Below are 19,950 nucleotides of genomic sequence, written 5' to 3'. Positions count from 1 at the left end.
ACGCGAAGGACCCCGGCGCCCGCCTGACGGGGGTGCCGGGGTCCTTGTCGTCGTTCGCGACCGGCGTCGGGTCAGATGGAGACCTCGACGGCGGCGACCTCGCCGGTCTTGGCGGTGACGGCGGTGTCGACGCTCACGCCGCCCGCGGCCAGCACGCGGACGGTCCAGTCGCCGTCGGCGGCGAAGAAGCGGAACACGCCCTCGTCGCCGGTGACGACCTCGGCGGTGAACTCGCCCGTCGAGTCCAGCAGCCGGGCGTAGGCGCTGGTCACGGGGGCGCCGTCACGGGTCACCTTGCCCTGGATGACGGCCTCGTTGGACAGGTCGACGGTAGCGGGCAGATGCGCCGTCTGCGCGGGCGCTGCGCAGCCCTGGGTGGTCATATGTTCCTCCACATCTCCGGGACACGGCGGGCACGGCCGCCGGGCGGCTTGGCGGGTCTCGGCCGTCGGCGCGGCCTCGGTCTTGGCCGGTCGGGTGTTACTTGGCCTCGCCGAGCTCGATCGGCACGCCGACCAGCGAGCCGTACTCGGTCCAGGACCCGTCGTAGTTCTTCACGTCCGACAGGCCCAGCAGCTCGTGCAGGGCGAACCAGGTGTGCGACGAGCGCTCACCGATGCGGCAGTAGGCGATGGTGGGCTTGGACAGGTCCACCCCGGCCTCGGTGTAGAGCTCGCGCAGCTCCTCGTCGGACTTGAAGGTGCCGTCGTCGTTGGCCGCCTTCGACCAGGGGATGTTGCGCGCGGTCGGCACGTGGCCGGCCCGCTGCGCCTGCTCCTGCGGCAGGTGCGCCGGGGCCAGCAGCTTGCCGCTGAACTCGTCGGGCGAACGGACGTCGATGAGGTTCTTGCTGCCGATGGCGTCGACGACCTCGTCGCGGAACGCGCGGATGTCGAGGTCCTGGTCCTTGGCCTTGTACTCGGTGGCGGGACGCGACGGCACGTCGGTGACGAGCTCGCGGGAGTCCAGCTCCCACTTCTTGCGGCCGCCGTCCAGCAGCCGGACCTTCTGGTGGCCGTACAGCTTGAAGTACCAGTACGCGTAGGCGGCGAACCAGTTGTTGTTGCCGCCGTACAGGATCACCAGGTCGTCGTTGGCGATGCCCTTGGCCGACAGCAGCTGCTCGAAGCCGGTCTTGTCCACGAAGTCGCGGCGGACCGGGTCCTGCAGCTCGGTCTTCCAGTCGATCTTCACGGCGCCGCGGATGTGGCCCTTGTCGTAGGCGGACACGTCCTCGTCGACCTCGACCAGAACCAGGCCGGGGTCGTCGAGGTGGGCCTCCACCCAGTCGGCGTCCACGAGGACGTCGGAGCGGCTCATGCGGGAACCTCCCTGTCGGAGCGGATCTTGCAAGTGGAACGGCGGATCAGCATGTACATCTCGCAGCCGAGGCAGAACCCGAACGCCGCGTTCAGGAACGCCGTACCCGGCGCGAAGTCGGCGGCACCGTTGCCGAGCCATCCCGTCCCCGTGGCGTACCCGGCGGTCGCGACCAGGGCGAGGACCAGGCCTACGCCCTGCGCGAACCCAGGCGGACCAGCGGACTCCAGTTCCCGTGGCGCACCCGGCCGGGGCCGTGCCGGCACCTGGAAGAGCGGCGCGTACCGGGGCGCGACGCGGGCCGGGGACCCTCGCGATCGCGGACACCGCGGCCTGGGCGGCCAGCAGCCACCGGCTTGCGGTCGCCGGTGTCACGCCGGGGACCACCGTCGTGACGGCCGCGGCCCAACGCTGCCCACGCGGGTGTACCTGCATCGGGGTGCTCCTGGCGGAGAGGAGGCGTGCGTACGGCGAGTTCGACGAGATCGAGTGGAGCTCGGGGCGGAAAGCGGGCTCGATGCCTCAGGCCATACGACAGAGCGCGGTGGTCACGCGGCAGAAGTCGACCGCGCGACGCTTCGTGAGCAGCTGCTCCGTCCGGTAACGCACGAACCGATGGTAAGCCGACGATCGGCGCCCTGTCACATCCGTCTCGGCTTTCGAGACAGTGACAGTCGCCTCGCCGCAGGTCAGCGCCGCCCCCGCGACAGCCGGAATGGCGGACGGAGCGGCGGACGCGGCGGCGTTCACGAGACGGCGGCGCCGAGGGCGGCGATCACGTCGGCCTTGCGGGGCTGCCCGGCGGCCGAGCGCACGATCTGGCCCGAGGCGTTCAGGACGAACACCGTGGGCGTGCGGACGACGCCCAGACGGCGCACCAGGTCGAGGTTCTTCTCGGCGTCGATCTCGACATGGGCGACGCCGTCGACCATCGCCGCGACCTCGCCCAGGATCCGCCGGGTGGCCCGGCAGGGGGCGCAGAACGCCGACGAGAACTGCACCAGCGTGGCGCGTTCGCCCAGCTCGGCCCCCAGATCACCGGCTCCGAGACGCTCGTCCACCCGCCGTCCCCTTTCCGTCCGCGCAGGACGCCGCCGCGCCGCCGCCGGGCAACACCGCCGCGGCGCCTTCGATCGACATCGCCTGGCACAACGGCTGCGCGGCCCCGGTTCTTCCGTTCCGCGACGGCCCCGGACGACGATCACCCGGGACGATCACCCCCGGACGGTCAGCAGCGGCCGTCCCTGCACCGTGACGATCTCGAACGAGAAGATCTGGTCGCGCTGGAACATCGTGGACGCGTCGTACCGGCCGTAGCCCCTGCCGTAGGCGACGTACCAGCTGCCCAAGGGGTCGCGTTGCCCGTCCCGGGCCACCGCGTACCACTTGCAACGTTCCCCGCGCGGAGCCCCGGACAGGTACAGCTCGACCTTGGTGCCCCACTTCCTCTTGTAGAGCATCACGTAGGCGTCGATGCGTGTACGCGGGTCGGAGGCGGTCAGCCGTTCCGCGGCGGTCACCTGCGGCTGGGGGGCGGCCGTGACCGTCCGCTCGGCCGTGGGACGCCCGCCGTCCCCGAAGGGCCGCACCAGGCCGCCGAACAGCATTCCCACCAGGAGCAGCACGCACGCGGCCGCCGCCAGCGGCACCCACCGCAGCCGCCCCACCCCGCCCCCGAACCAGCGGGTGCGCCGTCGTTCGGCGGCGCGGGCCAGCAGCGAGTCGAGCAGTTCGGGAGGCGGGCCCGCGACCTGCCGGATCTGCGCCTCGTCGACCCGTCCGAGCAGCGCGGGCAGCCCGGCCAGCCCGGCGAGCTCGTCACGGCAGGCCGGGCAGGCGTCCAGGTGCTCCTCCAGCCGGCTGCGTTCGGCGGCGTCGATCGCGCCGACGACGTACACGCCGAGCGCCGTGCGCACCTGCGCGCACTCGTTCATGGCGCCAACCCCCGCTCCTCCAATGCGAGTTTGAGCGCCCGCAACGCGTAATAGGTACGGGACTTGACGGTGCCGGGCGGGACGCCGAGCGCCTTGGCCGCCTCGGCGACCGACCGGCCCCGGTAGTAGGTCTCCACGAGAACGGCCCGGTGCGACGGGCTGAGGTCGGCCAGGGCCTCGGCCACCGTCCACGACTCCAGCGCCCGGTCGATGTCGTCCGACCCCGGGGTGGACGTGACCTGCTCGTCGATGCCGGTCTCGGGCGGGCGCGCGCGCCGGGCCCGGTGGGCGTCCACCACCAGGTTGCGCGCGACCGTGAACAGCCAGGGCCGCACGGGACGTCCCGCCAGCGCCTCCGGATGCCGCCAGGCGCGCAGCAGCGTCTCCTGGACGACGTCCTCCGCCTGGGGACGGTCCCCGCCGGTCAGCCGCATCACGTAGCCGAGGAGGGGACCACCGTGCTCGCTGTAAAGGGCGCGCAGCAACCCCTCATCCGCCGTGGGACCCACACCCGCATCACGTTCGGGCTGCCCCATCGGTTCAACCGGGCCGGAGATCGGCCGCGATCAGGTGTTCGGCAGGTCGTTGAGGCGCACGTTCTCGGCGGTCGCGGCCACGCGCAGGCCGCCCGGCGTCGGCTCGACCCGGCTGATCCGGGACCCGACGGGCAGGTCGGTGACGGGCACGGTCCAGGTGAGCTGGCGCCGCATCAGGGCCAGCGGCACCTGCACGCCGCCGTCGGCGCCGACCGACACCGGCGTGATGGCGATCCCCCGGGAGGTGGGCTTGACCTCGACCACGGCGCTGCCCGACAGCGGGATGCCCGCGACCGAACCCGCGAGGTCCACCTCGAGGTCGTCGCCGCGCTGGCCGATGCGCCGCACCTCCCGGGGCGCCCGCTGCTTGATCACGTCGTAGGGCACCACGGCCGAGGCCGTCGCGGTCCGCGCGGTGACGTTGGCGCTCGACCCCTTGGCGATCTCGGACAGCGGCGCGTCCACCCCGCGCATCTCGACCTTGACGTCGTGCACGGTGACGCCCTGCTCGGTCCAGCGGCCGAGGTCGACGTCGATGCCCTCGTACTCGCCCTGGAGGGCCTGCAGCAGGAACGAGAAGCCGTGGAAGGTGACCTCGGGCTGCGTGGACAGGTTGTACTGCGCCGCCACCTGCCTGCCGATCTCGTCCTCGGCGCGGTTGCGGGCGATCGGGTCGGCGATGACGCCGAGCACGCCCACCACCACGGCCAGGAAGATCAACACCACCAGTAGCTTGCGCATGCCTCTCCTCGGGTCCTCGCAGGTACGGGCCGCACGGTCGCCTCACGATAGTGCCGTTCGCCCGGGTTCCGCCGGGTCGCCCTGCGGGATGACATCGCGGAACTCTCCGTACGAACCCGGCGCTATGCGTCAGCCGCCCGCGAAGGGCGGGAGGACCTCGACGACACCGCCCTCGGGCAGCGCCACCGCGTCGTGGGGGCGGGCGCCGACGGGGTCGCCGTCGATGAGGAACGAGCTGCGGGCGAGCACGCGCCGGAAGTCCGCGCCGCGTCCGTCCCGTCCGGCCGCCGCGTCGAGCGCCTCGGCCAGGGTCGCCGCGTCGTAGGGCTCCTGCTCCACCCCGGCCGCCGCCTTCGCCGCCGCCCAGTACCTGATCGTTCCCTTGGCCATCGTCACCAGCCGCTGAGAGTCCGCAGAGGAAAGAGGAACGCGTCCCCAGACGATGTTCCCACTGCGGCGGCCGGATGTGGTCCGGCGGGGTGGGCGGACGTCCGGCCGTTGCCCCGAAGGTCGGCTCGGCTATGCTCGGGGGATAGGGATCCGGGCGATGGGGCCGTGGAGTTCGTGTGAACACCCTTCATGGCAACCCCGCCTTCGGTTCGGCGACCGGTGCCGGACGGAGGACGCAAGCCTGGATCCTTCATCGTTTTTATGGGCGAGGAGGCGGCACTTGAGCAACCTGCTCCTGCTGACCAACGCGTTGGAACCCTCCGACGAGGTCCTGCCCGCACTGGGGCTGCTGTTGCACTCGGTGCGCGTCGCCCCCGCGGAGGGGTCCGCGCTGATCGACGCTCCACCGGCCGACGTGGTGCTCGTGGACGCCCGCCGCGACCTCGTGCAGGCCAAGAGCCTGTGCCGGCTGCTGCGGACGACCGGGCTCGACTGCCCCCTGCTGGCGGTCGTCACCGAGGGCGGCCTGGCCGCCCTGAGCCCCGAGTGGGGGCTGGACGACGTGCTGCTGCAGTCGGCGGGCCCCGCCGAGGTGGAGGCGCGGCTGCGGCTGGCGGTGGGCCGGGCGTCGGCGGCGGCCGAGGCCGACGACGTGCCCGGGGAGATCCGCAGCGGGGAACTGACCATCGACGAGGCCACCTACACCGCGCGCCTGCGCGGCCGGGTCCTCGACCTGACCTTCAAGGAGTTCGAGCTGCTGAAGTACCTCGCCCAGCATCCCGGGCGGGTCTTCACGCGCGCCCAGCTCCTGCAGGAGGTGTGGGGGTACGACTACTTCGGCGGCACACGGACGGTGGACGTGCACGTCCGGCGGCTGCGCGCCAAGCTCGGCGCCGAGTACGAGTCCCTGATCGGAACGGTCCGCAACGTCGGATACCGCTTCGTCCCCGACCACCGCCCGGGCGAGCAGGAAGAGGCCGCCCCGGTCCCCTCCTGAGACTCACACCCAGGCTCACTCCCTCACTGGAGCGAACCAAAAACCTTCACGTGGTGGGGTGCCTTGCCTGCCGGCAAGGCACCCCGCCACGTGGTCAAGCCACCGCCCACCGCACTGAGGGCCGCCCTCCCCACGTAGCAGGACGCCACTGCAGACACCGCCCGCGCCGGGAGTGCGCGACGTCAGCCGAAGCGGCCGGTGATGTATTCCTCGGTGGCCTTCTGTTCGGGGTTGGTGAAGATCTTGCTGGTGTCGCCGATCTCGATGAGCTTGCCGGGCTGGCCGATGCCGGCGATGTTGAAGAAGGCGGTGCGGTCGCTGACCCGGGCGGCCTGCTGCATGTTGTGCGTCACGATGACGATCGTGTACTGGCTCTTGAGCTTGGCGATCAGGTCCTCGATGGCCAGGGTGGAGATCGGGTCCAGCGCCGAGCACGGCTCGTCCATCAGCAGCACCTGGGGCTGCACGGCGATGGCACGGGCGATGCACAGGCGCTGCTGCTGACCGCCGGACAGGCCCGCGCCGGGCTTGTTCAGGCGGTCCTTGACCTCGTTCCACAGGTTGGCGCCCTTGAGCGACTCCTCGACGATCTCGTCGAGCTGGCGCTTGCGGCGGACCCCGTTCAGCTTGAGCCCGGCGGCCACGTTGTCGTAGATCGACATGGTGGGGAACGGGTTGGGGCGCTGGAACACCATGCCGACCACGCGCCGCACCGCCACCGGGTCGACGCCCTGGCCGTACAGGTCCTCGTCGTCCAGCATCACCTTGCCCTCGACGCGGGCGCCGGGGATGACCTCGTGCATCCGGTTGAGGGTGCGCAGGAACGTGGACTTGCCGCAGCCCGAAGGCCCGATGAAGGCCGTCACCGAGCGCGGCTCGATGGTCATCGAGATGTCCTCGATGGCGTGGACGCCGCCGTAGTAGGCGTGCAGTCCGGACACTTCGATCCGCTTGGCCATGGGGGGAATCGCTCCTATCGGGTCCTACTGTGCGGTCGCCTCGCGCGGCCGCATCGCGGTCGGATCGTCTTCCGGCGGGACGGTCAGCGGCTCACCGGCCGGAAGACCCGCGCGACCAGCCGCGCGCCCAGGTTGAACAGCATGATCAGCAGGATCAGCACCAGGGCGCCGGTCCACGCCCGGTCGATGGACGCCTGGTTGGGGTCGCCGGCCTGCTCCCAGATGAAGGTGGGCAGCGCGGCCTGCGGCCCCTCGAACGGGTTGGTGTTGATCGCCTTGGTGAAGAAGATCGTCAGCAGCAGCGGGGCGGTCTCCCCCATCACCCGGGCGACGGCCAGCATGACGCCGGTGACGATGCCGGTCAGCGCGGTGGGCAGCACCACGAAGCAGACCGTGCGCCAGCGCGGCACGCCCAGGGCGTAGGAGGCCTCGCGCAGGTCGTTGGGCACCAGCTTGAGCATCTCCTCGGTGGCCCGCACCACCGTGGGGATCATCAGGATGGTCAGCGCCAGCGACCCGGCGAACCCCGAGTAGGTGAACCCGAACGTCAGCAGCCACAGCGCCAGCACGAACAGGCCGGCCACGATGGACGGGATGCCGGTCATGACGTCCACGAAGAAGCTGACCGCGCGGGCCAGCCGGCTGTTGCCGCCGTACTCGACCAGGTAGACGGCGGTCAGCACGGCGATCGGCACCGCGATCAGGCTGGTGATGGCGACCTGCTCCAGGGTGCCGAGGATGGCGTGGTAGGCGCCGCCGCCCTCGTCGCGGCCGCCGACGCCGTTCATGGAGAACTGCAGGAAGGTGCCGTCCAGGCGGCCGAGGCCGTTGGTGAGCACGGTCCACAGCACCGACACCAGCGGCACGACGGCCAGCCCGAACGCGACGTAGACCAGGACCTGGACGATCCGGTCCTTGAGCTTGCGTGCGGCCGAGACCGAGCCGATGGAGCCGCGGGCCGCGGGCGGCAGGTCGTCGGTGGGCTTCGTCAGGGTGGTCACACGAACTCCTTGCGGCGGGCGACGACGGCCCGCGCCGCCATGTTGACGATCAGCGTGATCACGAACAGCACCAGACCGGAGGCGATCAGCGCGCCGCGGCCGGTCTCGGTGGCCTCGGCGAAGCTGTTGGCGATGTTGGCGGCGAAGGTGGTGCCGCCGTCCTCCAGGAGGTGCCAGTTGATGCCGGGCACGAACGTCAGCACCATGGCCACGGCGATCGTCTCGCCCATGGCCCGGCCGAGCCCCAGCATGGAGGCGCCGATCATGCCGGACCGGCCGTACGGCAGCACCGACATCCGGATCATCTCCCAGCGGGTGGCGCCGAGCGCCAGCGCCGCCTCCACGTGCGCCCGCGGCACCTGCAGGAACACCTCGCGGGAGATGGACGAGATGATCGGCAGGATCATGATCGCCAGCACCACGGACGCGGTGAAGATCGAGTTCTTGCCGGGGCTGTCGCCGCCGAACAGCGGGATCCAGCCGAGCACGGAGTTGAGGAACGAGCTGACGCCCTCCATGTGCGGGGCCAGCACGAGCAGGCCCCACAGCCCGTACACGATGCTGGGCACGGCGGCCAGCAGGTCCACCAGGTAGCCCAGGGGGCCCGCCACCGACCGCGGCGCGTAGTAGGAGATGAACAGCGCGATGCCGATCGCCACCGGCGTCGCGATGACCAGCGCCAGCAGCGAGGAGATCACTGTGCCGAACGCCAGCTGGGCGATGCCGAACCGGGGCGTGGTCCCGTTGGGGTCCCACTCCTCGCTGGTGAGGAAGTTGGCCTCGTTCTCCCGCAGCGCGGGGATCGCCTTCCAGATCAGGAAGACGGCGATGGCCGCCATGATGGCCAGCACGAGGATCCCCGAACCCCGTGCGGCCGAGACAAAGATCTTGTCACCGGCGCGTCCGGTGCTCATGGCCGCTCCGCGGACGCGGCCCTTGGCCGCGGCGGTGCTCTTCACGCCCGTGTCGGTGGTCACGGGGGGATCCTCCTTCACTGACTAGGCGAAACCCAGGCGTGCCCCGCCGCCGAGGTCCTCGGCGGCGGGGCTGCGGTCACTGGGGTCCGATCTCAGGACAGGGCCTTCACGGTGGCCTGCACCTTGCTCAGCACTTCCTGCGGAACCGGCGCGTAGCCCACGCTGGTCAGCACCTTCTGGCCGTCGGCGCTGGAGGTGTAGTTCAGGAAGGACTTGACGAACTTCGCCTGCTCGGCCGGCAGGCCCTTCTCACAGGCGATCTCGTAGGTCACCAGGACGATCGGGTAGGCGCCGGCCGTCTTGGTGGCGTAGTCGAGCTCCAGGGCGACGTCGTTGCCGGTGCCGACCTGCTTGGCGCCCGCCAGGGCCTTGGACGCGCTGTCGGCCGACAGCTCGACGTACTCGCCCGCACCGTTCTTGATCTTGGCGGTCTTCAGCTTCAGGTTGTGGGCGTAGGACATCTCGACGTAGGAGATCGTCCCGGCGGTGCTCTTGACCTGGCCGCTCACGCCGTCGGACTTGGCCGCGCCCTGCCCGGCGCCGCTGGACGGCCACTTCTTGGCGGGCTCGGCGGTCCACGCGCCGGGCGCGGTGGCCTTGAGGTACTTGGTGAAGTTCTCCGTGGTGCCGGACTCGTCCGACCGGTACACCGGCTTGATGTCGGTGCCGGGCAGCTTGGCGCCGGAGTTCTCCTTGGCGATCGCCGGATCGTTCCACTTCTTGATCTTGCCGCTGAAGATGCCGGCGACCGTCTCCGGGGACAGCTGCAGGCCGTCCACGCCGTCAAGGTTGTAGACCACCGCGATGGGGCCGACCACCATCGGCAGGTTGACGGCGTTGCCGCCCTGGCAGCGCTGCTTGGCGGCGGTGACCTCCTCGGGCTTGAGCGCCGAGTCGGACCCCGCGAAGGCGACCTGACCGTCGGTGAAAGCCTTGATGCCCGCGCCCGAACCGTTGGGGTTGTAGTTGATCTGAGTACCCGAGCACTTGGCCGTGTACTGCTTGACCCACTCGTCCATGGCGTTCTTCTGCGCGCTGGACCCGGCCGCGTTGACCATGCCGCTGGCGCAGTCGATGTTGCCGGTGGGTGCGTTGCTGGCAGTGGCGGTCGTGTTGGCGTCACTGCCGCAGGCGCTCAGGGCGAGAGCCCCGGCGACCACCACACCGCCCAGGGCGGCCAACCGAGAACCGTTCTTCACCGGTCAATCTCCTCTTAGTCGTCGGGCGGCGCCCCGTCCTGGTCACACCCGACCAACCCACCCCGTCCGACCGCCGGGTGCCGGCGGTCCGTCTGGGCCCATGGGGTCACCGTCGGGTGAGAAGTTAGGCAGAGGAGGTGACCAGTCACCCTGGAGAAGGTGAACGGACGGTGAACTGGGTCAGGCAACGTTAAAAAAACTGTCTCGCCTAGGCGTAGACGGCGGGTTAACACCGCAGGCCACGTCCGGCCGCGGCGGCGGGTTCCCTACGCCGCGCCGTACATGACGTCGACGGCGTGACGGGTGAAGCCGAGCGACTCGTACAGCCGCACGGCCGCCGTGTTGGACTCGTCGACGTACAGCATGATCTCGGGCACGCCGCGTTCGCGCAGGTGACGCAGGCCCGCCAGGGTGAGGGCGCGGCCGAGGCCGAGGCCCTGCGCGGCGGGGTCGACGCCGACGACGTACACCTCGCCGACACCGTCCGGGTGGATCTTCGTCCAGTGGAACCCGGCGAGCGCGCCGTCGCGCTCGGCCAGGAAGAAGCCGGACGGGTCGAACCACGGCTCGCGCTCGCGCTGGAGCACGTCGTCCAGCGTCCAGGCGCCCTGCTCGGGGTGGTCGGCGAAGGCGCGGGCGTTCACCCGCAGCCAGTCCTTCTCGTCGCGGCCGGTCTCGAACGTGCGCAGCAGCACGCCTTCGGCCAGGCGCGGCTCGGGCAGCGGGTCGGCGGCGGGACGGCGCATCTGGAACAGCGCGCGCACGCGCGCGAGGCCCTCGGCCCCGGCCAGGCCCGCGGCGGCGGGCAGGTCGCCGTGGGCCCACACGCGCAGCCCGTCGCCGGTCTCCTCGCGCAGCGCCCGCAGCAGCGCCCGGCCGTGGCCGCGCCGCCGGTGGGCCGGGTGGACGACCAGTTCGGCGGACGCGCTCTCCTCGCCGGACGCCGGGTCCAGGTGCGCGTAGGCGACGACGGCGCCGCCGGCGGTGATCGTCAGGGCGCGCGGCCCGCCCGGGCCTTCGTGCGCGCGGCGCAGCCACAGGCGCGCGTGCTCGGAGAGCGGACCCACGCCGTCGTGCTCCTCGGCGGCGGCCACCAGCGCCATCACCTCGGCGATCTCCGGTTCCGCCAGCGTCCGCCGCACCGCCACACCGCTCATGATCACAGGTTATGCGGCGCGCGGAGTGGTCGGGCCGGCGCACCCGCCGCCCTGACGAAACCGTCACGAAAACGTCATTGAGCTGCATATACCCGTACGTCCGGCTGGCTTACGGTGCCCGCATGACCCGACGACGAATCACCCTGGCCGTCGCGCTCGCGGGCCTGGCGGTGGGCGTGGCGGCGCAGCCCGCCGCCGCCCAGAACGGACCCACCGCCCCCGTACGGCTGCTCGCGCTCAACGACTTCCACGGCAACCTGGAACCGCCCACGGGAAGCTCGGGCACGGCCGTGGACGAGCACGGCGCGTCCGTCCCCGCCGGCGGCGCCGCGTACATCGCCGCGCACCTCAAGCGCCTGGCCGACCGCAACACCGTCACCGTCGCGCAGGGCGACCTGATCGGCGCCTCGCCGCTGATCTCGGCCGCCTACCACGACGAGCCGTCGGTGGAGTTCCTCGGCAAGGTCGGCGTGACCGCCTCGGCCGTCGGCAACCACGAGTTCGACGAGGGCTACAAGGAGCTGCTGCGCATCCAGAACGGCGGCTGCCACCCCGTCGACGGCTGCTCACCCGCAGGCACCTGGAAGGGCGCCAGGTTCGACTACCTCGGCGCCAACGTGCTGAAAGAGGAGACGAACAGGCCCGCCATCAGGCCGTGGACGATCCGCAAGATCAACGGCGTGAGGGTCGGATTCATCGGCGTGGTCACCAAGACCACCCCGACGATCGTCACCCCGTCCGGCATCCAGGGGCTGAAGTTCGACGACGAGGTCGCCGCCGCCAACCGGGCCGCGGCCGAGCTCAAGCGCCGCGGCGTGCGCGCCATGGTGCTGCTCGTCCACGAGGGCGACCAGGCCCCGTCCGGGCAGCGGCCCGACGCCTGCGGCGTGGTGGCCGGCGCGGGCACGCGCATCGCCCGCGACGCCGACCCCGAGATCGACGTCGTACTGTCCGGGCACACCCACCAGCAGTACGTGTGCAAGGTGACCGACCCCAAGGGGCAGCCGCGGCTGTACTCCTCGGGCTCGTCGTTCGGCCGCGTCGTCACCCAGGTCGACTTCCGCGTCGACCGGCGCACCCGCGACGTGGTCCGCTCCTCGCTCAAGGGCGACAACCACGTCGTCACCCGGGACGTGCCGCCCGACCCCGAGATCGACCAGTTCGTCAAGACGTGGAAGGAGCGGGTGGCGCCGGTCGCGAACAAGCCGATCGGGCGGATCACCGCCGACCTCACCCGCGCGCCGTCCCCGACCGGGGAGACCGCCCTGGGCGACGTGATCGCCGACGCGCAGCTGGCCTCCATGAAGGACCAGGGCGCCCAGATCGCGCTGATGAACCCGGGCGGCGTGCGCGCGGACCTCACCTACGCCGCCTCCGGTTCCGAGGGCGACGGCGTGGTGACCTACGGCGAGGCGTTCGCCGTGCAGCCGTTCAGCAACATCATGGGCGTGGCGTCGCTGACCGGCGCGCAGCTCGACGCGCTGCTCGAACAGCAGTGGACGTCGTCGGGCGAGAAGATCCTGCAGCCGTCGTCGACGCTGCGCTTCACGATCGACCGGTCCAGGCCGGTCGGCGACCGCGTCTCCGGCATCACGGTGAACGGGCAGCCGGTGGACCCGGCGGCGACCTACAAGGTGGCGGCCAACAACTTCCTGCTCGGCGGCGGTGACGGCTTCACCGTCTTCACCGAGGACAAGAACCCCGTGCTCGGCCCCGTCGACCTGGACGCCTTCCAGAAGTACCTGGAGACGAGCTCGCCCGTCTCCCCGCCCACGCTGAACCGCATCTCCGGCCGGTGAGCCGAACGGGCGGGGCCGCTCACGGCGCACACGGCGCCGGGCGGCCCCGCCCGCGGAGGCCTGGGGGGATCGCGGCGGATCAGGCCCCGAAGAAGTGGACGAGCCAGTAGACGACGGCGGCCACGGCGGCGGCCATCGGCATGGTGAGGATCCAGGCGGTGACGATGTTGCCCGCCACGCCCCAGCGGACCGCCGACAGCCGCTTGGTGGCGCCCACCCCCATGATCGAAGAGGTGATCGTGTGGGTGGTGGAGATTGGAGCGTGCCAGATGTAGGCGGTCGCGTACAGGATCATCGAGGCCGTCGCCTCGGCGGCGAACCCCTTGGGCGGGTCCAGCTCGATCACCTTGCGGCCCAGCGTCCGCATGATCCGCCAGCCGCCCGCGTACGTGCCCAGCGACAGCGCCCCCGCACACGAGACGATCACCCACAGCGGCACCGTGCCGCCGGTGTTGTGCCCGGTGGTGACCAGCGCCAGCACGATGATGCCCATGGTCTTCTGGGCGTCCTGCAGGCCGTGCCCCAGCGCCATCGACGCCGCCGACAGCGACTGGGCGACGCGGAAGCGGCGCCCCACCCGGCTGGGGTGCGCCCGCCGGAAGATCCACAGGATCGCCACCATCACCAGGTACGCCAGGCAGAACCCGACGACCGGCGACACCACCATCGGGATGGCGACCTTGTCGACGACGCTGCTCCAGTTCACCGAGGACGCCGAGGCCAGCCCGGCGCCCACCACGCCGCCGATGAGGGCGTGCGAGGACGACGACGGCAGCCCGAAGTACCAGGTGATCAGGTTCCAGGTGATCGCGCCGAGCACCCCGGCGGCGACCACGGTGAGGCCGTGCAGGCCGGTCGGCGGGGTGATGACCTCGCTGACGGTCTTGGCGACCTCCACGCCCAGCAGCGCGCCGACCATGTTCATGACCGCGGCCATCAGCAGCGCCGCCCGCGGCGTCAGCGCCCGCGTCGACACTGAGGTGGCGATGGCGTTGGCCGCGTCGTGGAACCCGTTGGTGTAGTCGAAGACCAGCGCGACGGCCACGACCAGCACCAGCACCGCGGTCTGGGCGTCCTGGCGCAGCCCGAGCGCCCCGGCCAGCATGACCGCGATGATCCCGATCGGCAGCGCCAGCCAGAACTTGCTCGGCCCCCGGCGCGCCTGCTCGGCCAGCGACGGTTCGGCCCCGGGCCCGGCGTCCTTGGCGGCCAGCGTCGCCCCCGGATTGCCGGCCGCGCTCATGATTCCTTGACCGCGATCGTCTCGACGGTGTTGGCCACGTGCTCGAAGGCGTCGGCCGCCTCCTCCAGCCGGTCGATGACCTCCTTCAGCTTCATCACCGTCAGGGTGTCGTACTCACCGCTGAACAGGGTGGCCAGCAGCTTGCGGTAGACCTGGTCGCCCTGGTTCTCGAGCCGGTTGATCTCGATCCAGTACTCGTTGAGCTCCTTCATCGAGCGCAGCCGCGGCATCGCCTCGGCGGTCAGCTCGGCGGCCCGCTCCAGGACCTCGACCATGTTCACGATGCCCTTGGGCAGCTCGTCGATCTGGTACAGGACGACGAGGTCGGCCGCCTCCTCCATGGCGTCCATGACGTCGTCGATGGTGGAGGCCAGCCGGTAGATGTCCTCGCGGTCGAACGGCGTGATGAACGTTTCGTTCAACCGGCGCATGATCGCGTGAGTGCACTCGTCGCCCGCGTGCTCGCAGGCGCGCAGCTTCTCCGCGATCCCTTCCCGGTCGGCGCCGTCGCTGATGAGCTCCACGAGCAGCCTGGCGCCGGTGACCAGGTTGTTCGCCGAGTCGGCGAACATGTCGTAGAAGCTGTCCTCACGCGGCGTGAGACGCAAGCGCACGTCGTACTCCTGAAGTGCCGGAACGGTCCGCTGAGGATCGTAGGGGCAACCAGCGGTAAAAAGAACCTTTGCCCCTCCTTCGGCTGCCGGTCCCCATCCTCTCACCTAGAAGATGCCCGAGATCAAGAGGTGCACACTCCCGCCAAAGCCCGCCATCTGGGCGGATGGATCACCACGGCGGGCGGCGGAGGGGCGGTCGCGGGGGGCCACCGCAGACCGCGTGAGATTCGTTACAGCCCGCTTCCGGCCAGGCCCGGGGGGCTTCCGACGGCCTGCCGGGCGTCCGAGGGGCTCGTGGGGGTCGAAGGTCGCGGTCGGGGGGTGGCGGTAGGCCGGACGCAAATGTGCCGGGGGCGCGTCCCGCGTCCCCCGGCACATCCCGGTCTCCAGTAGCCAGTCCGGTGCCGGCTAGTCCCGTGGCATCAGCTCGCGACGACCGCCTCCGTCGGAACGCACGCCGAGCACCACGTCGATCTCCGCGAGCGTCAGCGGCCCCTCGGCCGCCGCGACCGCGCTGAGCATCTCGGCGTAGAGCTCGATCTCGTCCAGCGCGACACGGTCGTGGACGCGCAGGTCGACATCCTGCTGGCGCACCGCGTCCACCTCCGTTCGTTCCCCGCACCCACCGTCGAGGCTACGCGTCCGGCCCCTGACGGCACATGACCCAAGCGGGCCATTCGGGGGTCACTCTCTTTGCCCGGTCTTCCCGGGCGCCGTAGGGATGATGCGTGCCATTCCCGGCCTAGTCCGCCTATGTCAAGACATGGCCCGCCGGTACGGACCAGGCCGAACCGGACGGTCGGCGCGGCCGCGCGGGCGGGACGCATCGGGGCAGGCAGGACGGACAGGACGGGCGGACAGGATGGGGCGTCCGCGGCGGTCATTGGCCGGGACGCAGCTCGCCCATCATCTGCTGCAGCGACGACTCCGGCAGGTCACGGACGGTGAGCCGGGCCACGGTCGCGGCGTTGACGTCCACGCCCGCCAGCCGCGCCGCCTGCCGCGCCACGGTCTGCTCGAACAGCTCGCGGACGGTGCGGGCGTAGGCGAACGAGGCGTCCTGGCGCAGCCGCTCGAAGCGCGTCAGCAGCTCGACGCGCAGCTCCTCGTCCAGCACGTACAGGTCGCGCTCGGCGTAGTCCTGGAACAGCCGCACCAGGTCGCGGTCGTCCATGCCCGAGAACTCCACGACGCGTCCGAACCGGCCGCGGAACGCGGGATTGCCCGACAGGAAGCCCTCCATCTCCGCCGCCGGGCTGGAGCAGACCACCATGAACCGGTCGCCGCGCTCGGCCATGCAGCGCATCAGCTCGTTGACCACCGCGGGGGTGCGGTCCAGCCGGTACGCCTCCTGGATCAGCAGCACGCCGCCCATGGCCTGGTCCACCATGGCGTGCACGCGGTTCTCGGCGTCGACCGCGTCGCGTCCGGCCAGGTGGACCGGACGGCAGGCCACCACGTGCCCGGCGTCCAGCAGCCCCAGCGCGGCGTACATCCCGCCGAGCAGGCCGGCCACGGTGGTCTTTCCGGTGCCGGGCGGGCCCACGAAGATCAGGTTGCGGTCGGCCTGGCCGCGCATCCCGTGCCGCACCCGCTCGGCCTCGACCTCGGCCTCGTCCAGCAGCTCCCGGACGGTGGCCTTGACCTCGTCCAGCCCGTACAGGCCGTCCAGCCGCCCGAGGTAGCCGTCGACGTCGCCGGGCGGGCGCAGCGCGGGCTCGATGCCCTCTGCGACGCCGTCGAAGTCGTCGGGGGTGAGCACCAGGCGGTCGCGGGAGGCGCTGCCGGCCCGCTCCAGGTGCCGCTGGCACGCCTGGTCGAGGTAGGCCTCCACCAGGCGGGCGTTGACCAGGTCGCCGGGCCCGCGCAGCCGGTCCAGGTCCGCGTGGACGACCTCCAGCGCGGCGGGCCCGAGCGTGACGCGCCGCTCCCCGGCCAGCACGTGCAGCAGCGTCATGCGCCGGTCCAGGTCGGTCAGGTCGGGCATGCGGAAGACCCGGAACACCTCGACCAGCTTGGGGTGGTCCTCGCGCAGGCGGCGGAACGCGCGGGGGTCGCACGTGGCGATCAGCACCGTGCTCGCCGCCGGGCTGAGCCGGGCCCTGCGCACGGCCCCGACGACCGCCCTGGGGTCGGGCGCGGCGTCGATGGCGACGTCGAGCCGTTCGAACAGGATCGTCGGGCCCTGCCTGGTGAGGATGTGCGCGGTGCGCTCGGCGGGCGCGGCGCGCACGTCCTCGGCGTCGACCGCGCGGATGGCGCCGTCGCCCAGGCCGGCCTCGGCGAGCGTGAGGGCGATCAGCCGGGCCAGGCGCCGCTGGCCGGTGTGCGGGCTGCCGACCAGCAGCACGCTGGGCACGCCGGGGCCGGGCGCCGCTCCGCCGTCCACGCGGGTCAGGCCCGTCGTGGACGATCGTTGCGACGCTCGCTGCGACGGCCTGTCGACGCGTGTCATGGGATCGCCCGCGCCGCCCGGACGGTCCACGCGGGTGGCCTCCATGTCCGACCCGGCGGGGGCGTTCCACTCCTCGACCTGGGCGCGCAGCTCGTCGAGCAGCTCGCCCGCGTCCTGCGAGCCGGACACGAAACTGATGCCGTACCGCTCCAGGACGCGCCGGTCCTCCTCCTGGACGCGCGGCGGGGGGATCTCGTGGACGGGCCGGTCGGGGGCGGGCGTGTCCTCCAGGAAGTCGAAGCTGCCGACCATGGTCTCGGACATGATCCGGGTGCCGGGGCCGCCGGCGTCTCCCCCGGACGGCAGGGGAGGCTGCTGGGACTGCTCCTGCTCGTCCATGCCCTGCAGGTCGTCGCCGCTGAAGACGCGCGTGCGAGGCGGGCTCTGCTGCGCGGGCTGTGCGGGCGGGGCGGGTTCGGCGGCCTGCTGGGCAGGCGGTGCGGGTTGCGCGGGCTGGACGGGGGCGGGGGGCACAGGCGGCCCCTGGGAGGCCGCGGGTGGCGTCGCGGCGGGCGCCCCGGGGCGTTGGAAGCCGAGCGCGGTGTACGGCGGGGCGGCGTTCTCCGCCTGCTGCTCCTCCTCCACCGGTTGCGGGTGCTGCGGAGGCTGAAGCTGCGGCGACTGGGCCTGGGCAGGCTGAGGCTGGCCCTGCTGAGCTTGGGGCTGGGCGGGCTGCGGCGCCCTGTACGGCTCCGGTGCGGCGGGGGCGGGCATGTCGTAGACGGCGGCCGCGTCCCCTGGCGAACCCCCCGGGCCGGGCGGCGCGGCGGGGCTCGCCGGATTCGGCATGCCCGGACGCTGGAATCCGAGCTCGGTGTAGGGCGGGGCGACGCTCTCGGGCTCCTTGTCCTCCTCGGGAGCCGACATCGGCGGCTCGGGAGGCGAGTACGACATGTTCGGCGCCGGGGGCTGCATCCGGCCCAGGTCACGGCGCTCCCTGCGGTCGGCGTCCGCGGGCGGCTGCACGAAGGGCCGGTCGGGCCGGCTCGGCCCGCCGGAGGAACCGGACGGCACACCCGGCGGAAGCCCCGGCTGCCCCTGCGAGCTCATGGGGCCGAACGACGGCGACGCCCCGAACGACGGGTCGTGGGACGGCTGCGCCGGGGACGCGGACGACAGAGGCGCGACCGTCGCCGCCGACGCCGTGGCGCGCACGCGGTGCCGCCCGATGATCCTGGCGATGACGGCGTTCGGCACGGGGAACCCACGGGGACGCGCGGGCATCCCCCCGGCCAGCCTGCACCACGCCAGATCCAGTGCGTACATCGCGGCCAGCAGGGTTTCGGCGTCGTCCCCCCGGGAGATCGCCGAACGAAGCGGCTCGGGCAGGCGCAGGTCCTCCGGCCAGAGGCGCCGCAACGGATGGCCCTGCTGGTCGAGCACCGCCTGCACGGTGTACCGGATCTCTGGGTCGAGCCAGGGGACGATGTTCCCGGCCACGTCCCTGCGCACCACGTTCAGGTCGGCGGCCAGCAGCGCGGCGGCCACCAGACGCGGCTCGATGTAGGCGGGGTCGGCGTGCTGCCCGGAGAGCTTCCCCACCACCTCGGCCAGGTTGTAGAAGGCGTGGCGGAAGTTGTCACCGGGGGAGCTCTCGTCGCGTAGGGCGGGCACCAGGTGCGGGGGGCAGCGGGTCAGCCACTGCTGGACGAGGGCCTGGTCGCCGTACGGCAGCACGTCATAGTCGACCGTCGGGTTGCTGAGCGTCACCCCGAGAATGGCCAGCAGCGCGTCGGCGCGCGCCCGGAAACGGACGTCCTCGCGTAGCGCGCTCGCCACCGCCCACATCGTGCGCAGGACGACGACGGCGGCGTCCACGCGGCTGGCCCGGAGCCGTTCCGCGTACAGCCCGGCCAGCGCCTCCAGCGACGGGGGCGTCAGCCAGCGCGGCCCGTCCACCTGGGGAAGCGGCTTGGCGCGGTAGGGACGCCACAGGTCGAGCATCTGCTCGTCCATCCGCGCGTCGAAAACGGGGGCGGGCGCGCACCACAGCAGCACGCCCCAGGCGGCGGCGACCGTGGACGGCGTCTGCGGCGTGAACTGCTGCCACGTGTGCGGGTACTCGGCGACGGGCAGCGCGGCGGCCGACTCCACCGTCGAACGCACCTGGGACGTCAGGTCGGGCAGGAACGAGCGTCGTACGAAGGGCTGTGCCGCCGGGGCGTCGTAGGAGAAGTCCGGCCCCGCCGGGATGACGTGGGGAGGCAGTGCGGGCACCTGCCCCATCGCCCCGTGCTGGGCGGGACGCGCCGCCATGCGGATCTGCGGCGAGCGCGGGGGCGGGCACAGGTACCACTGGCCGTCCGAGGGGTGCAGGCGGTACCAGCGGGCCCACGCGCCGAACAGCCAGCGGGTGCCGTCCGGGAGCACCAGCACCCGTCCGCTGAGGGCGTGCTGGCGCTGCTGGGGAGGGGCCGACGCCCACCAACCGGCGGCCACCATCGCCTTCGTGTCGTGCTCAGCCGCCGAGAAAGGATCCTGCCCCCTCGGGGGGCTGGGCGGCGGAGCGTTGCCATAGCCCGGTCCCCACACCACGTCGTCATCGTAGTCAGCATGACGGGGCCGCCACTCCGGCGATCAACGCAAAAGGGGCGTCATCGCAGGCAGGCACGGCCATATGGGCGGGGA

General features: G+C 71.9%; 19 protein-coding genes. 2 read left to right on the top strand and 17 right to left on the bottom strand.

Annotated features, from left to right (window positions below; genetic code table 11):
* Nucleotides 1–71 precede the first annotated feature (71 nt).
* From ABZ801_RS12365 to ABZ801_RS12330, 8 genes are all read right to left on the bottom strand, one after another.
* The gene (locus tag ABZ801_RS12365) at nucleotides 72–383 is read right to left on the bottom strand and encodes a DUF1416 domain-containing protein (protein WP_344957281.1); all 312 of its coding nucleotides are present in this window, start codon (nucleotides 381–383) and stop codon (nucleotides 72–74) included.
* 97 nt (nucleotides 384–480) lie between these two features.
* A complete protein-coding gene (locus tag ABZ801_RS12360; protein WP_344957283.1) occupies nucleotides 481–1,320 on the bottom strand; it encodes a sulfurtransferase in 840 nt (279 codons plus the stop codon).
* Entirely contained in the window at nucleotides 1,317–1,586 is a 270-nt protein-coding gene (locus ABZ801_RS12355; protein ID WP_360696486.1) for a DUF4395 domain-containing protein, read from the bottom strand. The genes ABZ801_RS12360 and ABZ801_RS12355 overlap by 4 nt, the downstream gene beginning before the upstream one ends.
* Nucleotides 1,587–2,066: 480 nt before the next feature.
* Nucleotides 2,067–2,381: a thioredoxin family protein gene (locus ABZ801_RS12350; RefSeq protein ID WP_360696483.1), complete on the bottom strand. Its 315-nt coding sequence runs from the start codon at nucleotides 2,379–2,381 to the stop codon at nucleotides 2,067–2,069.
* A 153-nt stretch (nucleotides 2,382–2,534) separates the two neighbouring features.
* The gene (locus ABZ801_RS12345) at nucleotides 2,535–3,254 is read right to left on the bottom strand and encodes an anti-sigma factor (RefSeq protein WP_344957289.1); all 720 of its coding nucleotides are present in this window, start codon (nucleotides 3,252–3,254) and stop codon (nucleotides 2,535–2,537) included.
* Nucleotides 3,251–3,790 (bottom strand): sigma-70 family RNA polymerase sigma factor, encoded by a 540-nt coding sequence (locus ABZ801_RS12340; RefSeq protein ID WP_360696480.1) that lies wholly within the window; start codon nucleotides 3,788–3,790, stop codon nucleotides 3,251–3,253. The genes ABZ801_RS12345 and ABZ801_RS12340 overlap by 4 nt, the downstream gene beginning before the upstream one ends.
* 30 nt (nucleotides 3,791–3,820) lie before the next feature.
* A complete protein-coding gene (locus tag ABZ801_RS12335) occupies nucleotides 3,821–4,531 on the bottom strand; it encodes a DUF2993 domain-containing protein (protein WP_344957293.1) in 711 nt (236 codons plus the stop codon).
* A 129-nt stretch (nucleotides 4,532–4,660) separates the two neighbouring features.
* The gene (locus ABZ801_RS12330) at nucleotides 4,661–4,921 is read right to left on the bottom strand and encodes a MoaD/ThiS family protein (protein WP_360696477.1); all 261 of its coding nucleotides are present in this window, start codon (nucleotides 4,919–4,921) and stop codon (nucleotides 4,661–4,663) included.
* Nucleotides 4,922–5,201: 280 nt separating this feature from the next.
* Between ABZ801_RS12330 and ABZ801_RS12325 the strand changes: the two genes are divergently transcribed.
* Complete coding sequence (locus tag ABZ801_RS12325; protein WP_344957297.1) at nucleotides 5,202–5,918, top strand: response regulator transcription factor; 717 nt, start codon at nucleotides 5,202–5,204, stop codon at nucleotides 5,916–5,918.
* A 182-nt stretch (nucleotides 5,919–6,100) separates the two neighbouring features.
* Here ABZ801_RS12325 and pstB read toward each other — a convergent pair whose 3' ends face one another.
* From pstB to mshD, 5 genes are all read right to left on the bottom strand, one after another.
* A complete protein-coding gene (pstB, locus tag ABZ801_RS12320) occupies nucleotides 6,101–6,877 on the bottom strand; it encodes a phosphate ABC transporter ATP-binding protein PstB (RefSeq protein WP_344957299.1) in 777 nt (258 codons plus the stop codon).
* Nucleotides 6,878–6,960: 83 nt separating this feature from the next.
* Entirely contained in the window at nucleotides 6,961–7,869 is a 909-nt protein-coding gene (gene pstA / locus ABZ801_RS12315; RefSeq protein WP_360697123.1) for a phosphate ABC transporter permease PstA, read from the bottom strand.
* 5 nt (nucleotides 7,870–7,874) lie between these two features.
* Entirely contained in the window at nucleotides 7,875–8,792 is a 918-nt protein-coding gene (gene pstC, locus ABZ801_RS12310; RefSeq protein WP_344957439.1) for a phosphate ABC transporter permease subunit PstC, read from the bottom strand.
* A gap of 155 nt (nucleotides 8,793–8,947) precedes the next feature.
* Entirely contained in the window at nucleotides 8,948–10,054 is a 1,107-nt protein-coding gene (gene pstS / locus ABZ801_RS12305) for a phosphate ABC transporter substrate-binding protein PstS (protein WP_360696474.1), read from the bottom strand.
* A gap of 266 nt (nucleotides 10,055–10,320) precedes the next feature.
* A complete protein-coding gene (gene mshD, locus ABZ801_RS12300) occupies nucleotides 10,321–11,211 on the bottom strand; it encodes a mycothiol synthase (protein ID WP_360696471.1) in 891 nt (296 codons plus the stop codon).
* A 122-nt stretch (nucleotides 11,212–11,333) separates the two neighbouring features.
* Between mshD and ABZ801_RS12295 the strand changes: the two genes are divergently transcribed.
* Complete coding sequence (locus tag ABZ801_RS12295; protein WP_360696468.1) at nucleotides 11,334–13,010, top strand: bifunctional metallophosphatase/5'-nucleotidase; 1,677 nt, start codon at nucleotides 11,334–11,336, stop codon at nucleotides 13,008–13,010.
* Between the two features lie 79 nt (nucleotides 13,011–13,089).
* Here ABZ801_RS12295 and ABZ801_RS12290 read toward each other — a convergent pair whose 3' ends face one another.
* The 4 genes from ABZ801_RS12290 to ABZ801_RS12275 all read right to left on the bottom strand — a co-directional run bounded on the left by ABZ801_RS12290 (nucleotide 13,090) and on the right by ABZ801_RS12275 (nucleotide 19,764).
* Nucleotides 13,090–14,253 (bottom strand): inorganic phosphate transporter, encoded by a 1,164-nt coding sequence (locus ABZ801_RS12290; protein ID WP_360696465.1) that lies wholly within the window; start codon nucleotides 14,251–14,253, stop codon nucleotides 13,090–13,092.
* Nucleotides 14,250–14,867 (bottom strand): DUF47 family protein, encoded by a 618-nt coding sequence (locus ABZ801_RS12285; protein WP_344957309.1) that lies wholly within the window; start codon nucleotides 14,865–14,867, stop codon nucleotides 14,250–14,252. The genes ABZ801_RS12290 and ABZ801_RS12285 overlap by 4 nt, the downstream gene beginning before the upstream one ends.
* 408 nt (nucleotides 14,868–15,275) lie before the next feature.
* On the bottom strand, nucleotides 15,276–15,461 hold the full coding sequence (locus ABZ801_RS12280) for a hypothetical protein (protein ID WP_344957311.1): 186 nt from the start codon (nucleotides 15,459–15,461) through the stop codon (nucleotides 15,276–15,278).
* Between the two features lie 286 nt (nucleotides 15,462–15,747).
* Entirely contained in the window at nucleotides 15,748–19,764 is a 4,017-nt protein-coding gene (locus ABZ801_RS12275; RefSeq protein ID WP_360696460.1) for an AAA family ATPase, read from the bottom strand.
* Nucleotides 19,765–19,950 lie beyond the last annotated feature (186 nt).

Origin of the sequence: Actinomadura sp. NPDC047616 (assembly GCF_040642915.1) — a bacterium.
Lineage (GTDB): Bacteria > Actinomycetota > Actinomycetes > Streptosporangiales > Streptosporangiaceae > Spirillospora > Spirillospora miaoliensis.
This window is presented reverse-complemented; position numbering and strand designations above follow the sequence as displayed.

What these genes read in the sequence shown, in the direction of transcription:
- pstC (WP_344957439.1), bottom strand. Translation starts at nt 8,792, where the DNA reads ATGAGCACCGGACGCGCCGGTGACAAGATCTTTGTCTCGGCCGCACGG.
- ABZ801_RS12330 (WP_360696477.1), bottom strand. Translation starts at nt 4,921, where the DNA reads ATGGCCAAGGGAACGATCAGGTACTGGGCGGCGGCGAAGGCGGCGGCC.
- mshD (WP_360696471.1), bottom strand. Translation starts at nt 11,211, where the DNA reads ATGAGCGGTGTGGCGGTGCGGCGGACGCTGGCGGAACCGGAGATCGCC.
- ABZ801_RS12295 (WP_360696468.1), top strand. Translation starts at nt 11,334, where the DNA reads ATGACCCGACGACGAATCACCCTGGCCGTCGCGCTCGCGGGCCTGGCG.
- ABZ801_RS12365 (WP_344957281.1), bottom strand. Translation starts at nt 383, where the DNA reads ATGACCACCCAGGGCTGCGCAGCGCCCGCGCAGACGGCGCATCTGCCC.
- ABZ801_RS12275 (WP_360696460.1), bottom strand. Translation starts at nt 19,764, where the DNA reads ATGGTGGCCGCCGGTTGGTGGGCGTCGGCCCCTCCCCAGCAGCGCCAG.
- ABZ801_RS12360 (WP_344957283.1), bottom strand. Translation starts at nt 1,320, where the DNA reads ATGAGCCGCTCCGACGTCCTCGTGGACGCCGACTGGGTGGAGGCCCAC.
- ABZ801_RS12290 (WP_360696465.1), bottom strand. Translation starts at nt 14,253, where the DNA reads ATGAGCGCGGCCGGCAATCCGGGGGCGACGCTGGCCGCCAAGGACGCC.
- ABZ801_RS12335 (WP_344957293.1), bottom strand. Translation starts at nt 4,531, where the DNA reads ATGCGCAAGCTACTGGTGGTGTTGATCTTCCTGGCCGTGGTGGTGGGC.
- ABZ801_RS12340 (WP_360696480.1), bottom strand. Translation starts at nt 3,790, where the DNA reads ATGGGGCAGCCCGAACGTGATGCGGGTGTGGGTCCCACGGCGGATGAG.
- pstB (WP_344957299.1), bottom strand. Translation starts at nt 6,877, where the DNA reads ATGGCCAAGCGGATCGAAGTGTCCGGACTGCACGCCTACTACGGCGGC.
- ABZ801_RS12345 (WP_344957289.1), bottom strand. Translation starts at nt 3,254, where the DNA reads ATGAACGAGTGCGCGCAGGTGCGCACGGCGCTCGGCGTGTACGTCGTC.